Annotated in this window: 4 protein-coding genes, 12 tRNA genes and 1 rRNA gene; 14 read left to right on the plus strand and 3 right to left on the minus strand. The window is 40.9% G+C overall.

The genetic code is table 11. The features are described 5' to 3' along the window. Positions 1-209 precede the first annotated feature (209 nt). The 3 genes from nadA to nadB are packed head-to-tail and all read right to left on the minus strand — an operon-like array spanning position 210 to position 3,703. Positions 210-1,313 (minus strand): quinolinate synthase NadA, encoded by a 1,104-nt coding sequence (gene nadA / locus ACMZ42_RS26560; protein WP_415733354.1) that lies wholly within the window; start codon positions 1,311-1,313, stop codon positions 210-212. Continuing rightward, positions 1,300-2,160, minus strand: coding sequence for a carboxylating nicotinate-nucleotide diphosphorylase (nadC, locus tag ACMZ42_RS26565; RefSeq protein ID WP_415733355.1), 861 nt, complete (start codon positions 2,158-2,160; stop codon positions 1,300-1,302). The genes nadA and nadC overlap by 14 nt, the downstream gene beginning before the upstream one ends. Then, a complete protein-coding gene (nadB, locus tag ACMZ42_RS26570; RefSeq protein ID WP_415733356.1) occupies positions 2,117-3,703 on the minus strand; it encodes an L-aspartate oxidase in 1,587 nt (528 codons plus the stop codon). The genes nadC and nadB overlap by 44 nt, the downstream gene beginning before the upstream one ends. Before the next feature lie 91 nt (positions 3,704-3,794). On the opposite strand from nadB, the gene ACMZ42_RS26575 reads away from it, so the two are divergent. The 14 genes from ACMZ42_RS26575 to ACMZ42_RS26640 all read left to right on the plus strand — a co-directional run bounded on the left by ACMZ42_RS26575 (position 3,795) and on the right by ACMZ42_RS26640 (position 6,730). Then, positions 3,795-4,874 (plus strand): cysteine desulfurase family protein, encoded by a 1,080-nt coding sequence (locus ACMZ42_RS26575; protein ID WP_415733357.1) that lies wholly within the window; start codon positions 3,795-3,797, stop codon positions 4,872-4,874. Between the two features lie 613 nt (positions 4,875-5,487). Further along, positions 5,488-5,603, plus strand: a 5S ribosomal RNA gene (gene rrf / locus ACMZ42_RS26580). Positions 5,604-5,613: 10 nt separating this feature from the next. Continuing rightward, positions 5,614-5,689: transfer RNA gene (locus tag ACMZ42_RS26585), tRNA-Val, on the plus strand. Between the two features lie 3 nt (positions 5,690-5,692). Beyond that, a tRNA-Thr gene (locus tag ACMZ42_RS26590) sits at positions 5,693-5,768 on the plus strand. 7 nt (positions 5,769-5,775) lie between these two features. Then, positions 5,776-5,851, plus strand: a tRNA-Lys gene (locus ACMZ42_RS26595). A 21-nt stretch (positions 5,852-5,872) separates the two neighbouring features. After that, a tRNA-Leu gene (locus ACMZ42_RS26600) sits at positions 5,873-5,957 on the plus strand. 46 nt (positions 5,958-6,003) lie between these two features. Further along, positions 6,004-6,078 (plus strand) — tRNA-Gly (locus ACMZ42_RS26605). Positions 6,079-6,083: 5 nt separating this feature from the next. Next, a tRNA-Leu gene (locus ACMZ42_RS26610) sits at positions 6,084-6,172 on the plus strand. Between the two features lie 19 nt (positions 6,173-6,191). Continuing rightward, positions 6,192-6,268 (plus strand) — tRNA-Arg (locus tag ACMZ42_RS26615). Positions 6,269-6,281: 13 nt separating this feature from the next. Further along, positions 6,282-6,358 (plus strand) — tRNA-Pro (locus ACMZ42_RS26620). 6 nt (positions 6,359-6,364) lie between these two features. Then, positions 6,365-6,440, plus strand: a tRNA-Ala gene (locus ACMZ42_RS26625). Between the two features lie 26 nt (positions 6,441-6,466). Then, positions 6,467-6,540, plus strand: a tRNA-Met gene (locus ACMZ42_RS26630). A 7-nt stretch (positions 6,541-6,547) separates the two neighbouring features. Further along, a tRNA-Ile gene (locus ACMZ42_RS26635) sits at positions 6,548-6,624 on the plus strand. Positions 6,625-6,637: 13 nt separating this feature from the next. Beyond that, positions 6,638-6,730: transfer RNA gene (locus ACMZ42_RS26640), tRNA-Ser, on the plus strand. The last annotated feature ends 2 nt before the right edge of the window (positions 6,731-6,732 follow it).

Genomic DNA, 6,732 nt, shown 5'->3' on the forward strand with positions numbered 1-6,732 from the left:
AGACACCGCCCTTTCACGGCGGTAACACGGGTTCGAATCCCGTACGGGTCATACTGAAATGCAGTAGATGTAATTTACATCTACTGCATTTTTTTGTATAAAAATAGTTTTTAAGATTCTAAGGTTAATGAAGATCACAATATGCTTACGTAGAAGATCAGTAATTATAAGACAAAACGTCTACCAGAAATGAGTAGACGTTTTGCTATTTATGCTCTAAAAAGCATCCTTTCAAGTGAGCTACGTGCTTCTTCAGCAGTGTGAGCATCTACTCGAATACGATTATGTGGCTGCCCTTTTTCTATACTTTCTAATGACCAAAGTAGATGGGGAAGATCAATTCGATTCATTGTAAGACAAGGACAGAAATTCTTATTTAAAGAGATAATCTGCTTATCAGGGTGCTGCTGGATTATCCGATTCACAAGATTCATTTCAGTACCGATTGCCCATGCAGAACCACTCGGTGCTTTATTAATCGTATCGATAATGTATTTTGTAGAACCTGCATCATCTGCAGCAGCAACAACTTCACGATTACATTCTGGATGAACAATGATACGCATAGTTGGATGAACTTGACGTATAAGCTCCGTATGCTGAACTGTAAAACCTTCGTGGACGGAGCAGTGTCCCTTCCATAAGATGACTTGAATGTTTTCTAGAGACTGATCTGTCTCAAGCTTATTTGTATGAGGATTCCAAACGGCCATATTTTCAAGCGGTATTCCTAAATCATACGCAGTATTTCTTCCTAAATGTTGATCTGGTAAAAAGAAAATACGTGGTTTTTGCGTAAATGCCCATTTAACCATCTCTTTTGCATTGGACGATGTTACGCAGGCTCCACCATGACGCCCAGTAAATGCTTTAATGGCAGCAGTAGAATTGACATATGTTAGAGGGATAATGGTATCACCAAAGAGTTCCTGTAAAAACGGCCATGCTTGTTCTGTTTGATAAATGTCTGCCATGTCTGCCATTGAACATCCTGCACGCATATCAGGTAAATAAACATGCTGCTGTTCAGTTGTGAGCATATCAGCTGTTTCCGCCATAAAGTGTACGCCACAAAATACTATATGTTCAGCTTCCTTGTTAGCTGCTGATAATTGAGCAAGCTGCAAGGAATCTCCTGTTGCATCTGCAAATTGAATTACTTCATCTTTTTGATAATGATGCCCAGGGATGAAGAGCTTACTACCTAATTTCTTTTTTATGGCTATAATGCGAGATTCCATGTCATTTTTAGATAATACACGGTAATGCTCTGGTAGTAGTGATGTTTGTTGTAATAAACTAGTGATGGACAATGGAATTAGCTCCTTTCGTTTGTACAAGTGCACTAATGTCAAAGGCTTTTACTGAATGTGTTAGCGATCCGAGTGAAATCCATTGAATACCTGTTTCAGCATAGGTATTTAAGTTATGAAGCGAAATGCCACCTGAAGCTTCTGTTGCAATATGTGGGGGAACTGCTGGGAGCCATTCACGTATTTCCTCAGGGCTACGATTATCAAACATAATGATATCTGCACCAGCTGCAATTGCTTCATCTAATTGAGCTTTTGTTTCGATTTCGACTTCGATTTTAATGGTGTGACCGATTTTCTCACGGGCTGCCTGTACGGCCTTAGTAATACTACCTGCAAAAGCAATATGATTATCCTTTAGCATGATCGCGTCGTATAAACCATTGCGATGGTTATAGGCGCCACCGATTCTAACAGCATATTTATCTAACATACGCATTCCAGGCATTGTTTTGCGTGTATCGCATATTTTCGCATTAGTACCTGCTGTTGCTCGTACCGCTAAATTTGTAGCCGTAGCAATAGCGGACATGCGCTGGATAAGATTCAAAATGACACGTTCACCCATTAATAATTTTTGAAGTGGTCCTTGGATAACAGCAAGAATATCACCAGCATTGACTTTTTCTCCATCTTTTTTATAAAGGATAATATCCATAGATCGATCAAGTAGAAGAAATCCATACTTTATAATGGGGGCTCCACAAAAAATGCCGCTTTCCTTCGCATAAAAAGAAAAAGATCCCTGCTGTTCTGGAGAAAATATAAATTCACTCGATAAATCCCCATCGCCTATATCCTCATTAAAAAATTGTTTTAGCAATTCCTCGAGTTTGATGATATTCATATAATGAATTCCTCACTTTCATCTGTCCTTGTTGAAAAATGATCCAACGGTTTGCCCAACGATGATCATCTTGTGGTCTGTCAATGCGAATATGTGCTCCGCGTGTTTCTTTTCGTGTAATGGCTGCGTGTGCCATTAATGTAGCGACAATATGCATCATGTAAAGTTCGAGTTCCTGTCGATTCAAGCCATCTAAATCAACATGAAGCAGTGTTTGCATTGGGGGCAATTGTTGTACGAATTGTTCCATATCAATAGGATTTCGCACAATGCCTAACGTGTGCATCATCATTTGTTGTAACTGATCTTTTGTCAATAATGATGGCATTGTTTGTTGGTGATGTTTGTCATTAATTAAGAAACTATTTTGCTTACAACCTGTTTGAATAATGTATTGGGCTGTTCTTTGTCCAAACGTAATGCCTTCTAAAAGAGAGTTACTAGCTAAACGATTGGCACCATGCACCCCAGTACAAGCAACTTCTCCTATTGCATATAGATTAGGAATAGATGTTCTTCCCATGTCGTCAGCAACAACACCACCCATTAAGAAATGGCTACCTGGTGCTACAGGAATTAATCCATCTTGTAAATTAACATGATTGTCATAGCAAAGCTGAGCAATTGTAGGGAATTTTTCTTCAAAGTTTTCGATACTTGAAATATCAATAAAGGTTTCTTGCCCAACAGCACGTTTATTAAATAATGCATGTGCAGTAATATGGCGTGGTGCTAAGTCCAACTGTTCATGTATGCCTTTCATTATGGGACGACGCTGTGCATCGACAAACTTTCCTCCGGCGCCACGTACAGCTTCAGAGACTAATCCTTTGGCCTGCCCTCCACACCAAAGTAAGCTCGGATGAAATTGCATAAATTCCATATCACTGATGGCAGCTCCAGCACGATATGCTAAAGCGATACCATCTCCAGTATTCGTAGCAAAGTTAGACGTACAAGAATATAGAGCACCCGCACCTCCTGTCGCAAGAATGACGTGGTGGGCAAGGTAGCGCTTCATTCCCTTTGCTCCTTTTGTCAGAACGCCAACACAATCTCCATCTGTATTTAATAAAAGCTCGTAAGCCATTTCATAGCAATTCACAACGATATTAGATGTAAGTTGTTTGAGCAAATAATCTATCATTACTTGGCCAGTACGATCACCACCTGCATGTAAAATACGGTGATGACTATGTGCCCCCTCTAAGCCTAGAGCCGGGGACCCATCAACTTGTCGATCAACTGAGAAGCCCTCATTTAATAAATCACGTATAATTTCTGTGCCGTTTTCTATTAGTACTTCAACATTCCTTTTTTCATGATGATATTCACCAGCAATCAACGTATCAGCAATGTGAAACTTTGGATGATCTTCTTGACTTGTAACGGCAGCAATACCGCCTTGAGCACGATAAGAACTACTCATTTTAATTGAACATTTTGTAATTATCTGAACTTGAAAATGTCCTTCGAGTAGTCGAGCAGTTTGAAGTGCAGCAACGCCGCTACCAATAATAAGTACATCTGTCATTACATCCATACATATACCTTCTTTACAGTTGTCTTGACACATATCTTTACATAAAATAAAAGAGAAAACAAGACCTGATGAACTAGAAGGGAAGAATAAGATGATTTATTTGGATTACGCTGCAACCTCTCCGATGACTCCAAAAGCTCTTACAGCATATTGTGAGGTAGCAAAGCAGTATTATGGAAATAGTGCAAGCTTACATGATCTAGGAGGGCAAGCGAATTATTTTGTTGAGCAGGCAAGAGCTGTCGTAGCAAGATCTCTTGGAGTAAATAGTGATGGTGTCATTTTTACTGGAAGCGGAACTGAGGGCAATTTAATTTCGATTTTGTCATTAGCTTTAGCGTCAAATAAAGGGAAGCACATTATTTCATCACAAGCGGAACACACCTCTGTACATGCGGCTTTAAATACACTTGAAAAAATGGGTTTTGTAGTCACGAAGTTACCTTTACAGCAGGATGGTTGTATTCATGTGGAGCAACTACGAGAAGCAATACAAGAAGATACGGCTTTAATCACTATCCAACATGTAAATTCAGAGATTGGCTCTATTCAACCTATTGAAGAAATGGCCGAGATTGCAAAACAATTAAACGTTTTCTTGCATGTTGATTGTGTACAGTCCTACTGTAAACTTCCGTTAAAACAGCAAGTAGATGCTATTACAGTTTCAGCCCATAAAATAGGGGGGCCAAAAGGATGTGGGGCTATTTATATTAATCCTAAGCTCTGTGTTCCTGCATTAGCACCAGGTGTCACGCATGAGCATGGGCTAAGGGGAGGAACATTAGATACTCCAGCTATTGTCGCTTTTGCTACGGCGATTGAAGATTATCAATATGAGCGGAAGTATTATGAAGCATTACGTCAAAGCTTTAAGGAAAATTTACAAGAAACGTGTCAAATCATTGAGAGTAAGGAGCAATTGCCTAATATTTGTGGTGTATTAATGAAAAGAGTAGAGGGGCAATACGTTTTGTTAAAATTAAATGAAGCGGGGATATGTATTTCCACAGGAAGTGCCTGCGATATTCATAGTGAGTCTGGTACGAAGGCGATTTTATCAATGGGCTATTCTATGGAAGCGGCACGTCAATTTTTTAGAGTATCTTTTGGTCCAGCAACAACATTTGAGGAAATTGATCGATTACAAATGGCTCTTTCTGTTATTTAACTTCTTTAGCAGATGTTTTTTGTAACGAAAGTGCAACGTCAGTCAAATGTTTTCTATAACGTAAGCGAAGCGTCAAAAATGTTCTTTCACCTGAGCAGTAAATTTAGGGTTTAATGATTGAGGATAAAATGAAACCTGAAAATTATAATTAAATAATTTTGGAATGATAAATTAACAGGCATGTTGAGTGAATCTATAAATAGTTTTTCGTTTATATTTTGCTTGTTTAGTTGATTGTAACGAAGGGCTACTCTGATTGATCCTGTAGTAGATTAAAGATTCCTGCAAAAAGCGAAGTGTCTCGACAGTCAGAAAAGAGTAGCTCATATCGGAAAAAGTGTTTTTTAATGAATTAAAATAGATAAAAACACTTCCGATAAATTAATTGTTTTCTTTTAATTAAGCAATTGTTATAATAAATAGCAGAGTGATAATTTCTCTTACATAACAAAAATATCTTCGAAAAGTAATAATTTCTTTTCTTTTATAAAAAAGTGTTGCACAATGTGAGAAAACGTTATACAATAATTCTTGTCTTGAAGGACAGGTAATAAAAACTTCAAAACGAAATACATAAGGCTTTCAGAATACGAAGTATATTGAAAACTAATAGTCTAGTGATGATGGCAAAGAGGTCACACCCGTTCCCATACCGAACACGGAAGTTAAGCTCTTTAGCGCCGATGGTAGTTGGGGGCTTCCCCCTGTGAGAGTAGGACATCGCTAGGCATAATACCCAGGAGGATTAGCTCAGCTGGGAGAGCACCTGCCTTACAAGCAGGGGGTCGGCGGTTCGAGCCCGTCATCCTCCACCATTTGCCGGTGTAGCTCAGTTGGTAGAGCAACTGACTTGTAATCAGTAGGTCGTGGGTTCGACTCCTATCGCCGGCACCATAGTTTTGAGCCATTAGCTCAGTTGGTAGAGCATCTGACTTTTAATCAGAGGGTCGAAGGTTCGAGTCCTTCATGGCTCACCATTTAAATTGCCAACAAAATATGCGGGTGTGGCGGAATTGGCAGACGCACTAGACTTAGGATCTAGCGCCGCAAGGCGTGGGGGTTCGACTCCCTTCACCCGCACCATTTTTAAAATTTCATAATTGCCAGGATAAATAAATCTTATGCACATGCGGAAGTAGTTCAGTGGTAGAACACCACCTTGCCAAGGTGGGGGTCGCGAGTTCGAACCTCGTCTTCCGCTCCAAATGTGCCGGGGTGGCGGAACTGGCAGACGCACAGGACTTAAAATCCTGCGGTAGGTGACTACCGTGCCGGTTCGATTCCGGCCCTCGGCACCATTTTTTATTTTAATCATTAGCGCCCGTAGCTCAATTGGATAGAGCGTCTGACTACGGATCAGAAGGTTATGGGTTCGACTCCTGTCGGGCGCGCCAAATTAATATTTATCGGAATGTAGCTCAGCTTGGTAGAGCACTTGGTTTGGGACCAAGGGGTCGTAGGTTCGAATCCTGTCATTCCGACCATTTTATGGGGCCTTAGCTCAGCTGGGAGAGCGCCTGCCTTGCACGCAGGAGGTCAGCGGTTCGATCCCGCTAGGCTCCACCATAAAAGATAACCAGTATAAAGATCCTGGCGGCGTAGCTCAGCTGGCTAGAGCGTACGGTTCATACCCGTAAGGTCGGGGGTTCGATCCCCTCTGCCGCCATCTTAAAGGACCTTTAGCTCAGTTGGTTAGAGCAGACGGCTCATAACCGTCCGGTCGCAGGTTCGAGTCCTGCAAGGTCCACCATTTATATAATTACGGAGGTATACCCAAGTCTGGCTGAAGGGATCGGTCTTGAAAACCGACAGGCGGGTAACACCGCGCGGGGGTTCGAATCCCTCTACCTCCTCCAGT

The organism is Lysinibacillus sp. NPDC056185 (assembly GCF_047737915.1).
Lineage (GTDB): Bacteria > Bacillota > Bacilli > Bacillales_A > Planococcaceae > Lysinibacillus.

What these genes read in the sequence shown, in the direction of transcription:
- nadB (WP_415733356.1), bottom strand. Translation starts at nt 3,703, where the DNA reads ATGGATGTAATGACAGATGTACTTATTATTGGTAGCGGCGTTGCTGCA.
- nadC (WP_415733355.1), bottom strand. Translation starts at nt 2,160, where the DNA reads ATGAATATCATCAAACTCGAGGAATTGCTAAAACAATTTTTTAATGAG.
- ACMZ42_RS26575 (WP_415733357.1), top strand. Translation starts at nt 3,795, where the DNA reads ATGATTTATTTGGATTACGCTGCAACCTCTCCGATGACTCCAAAAGCT.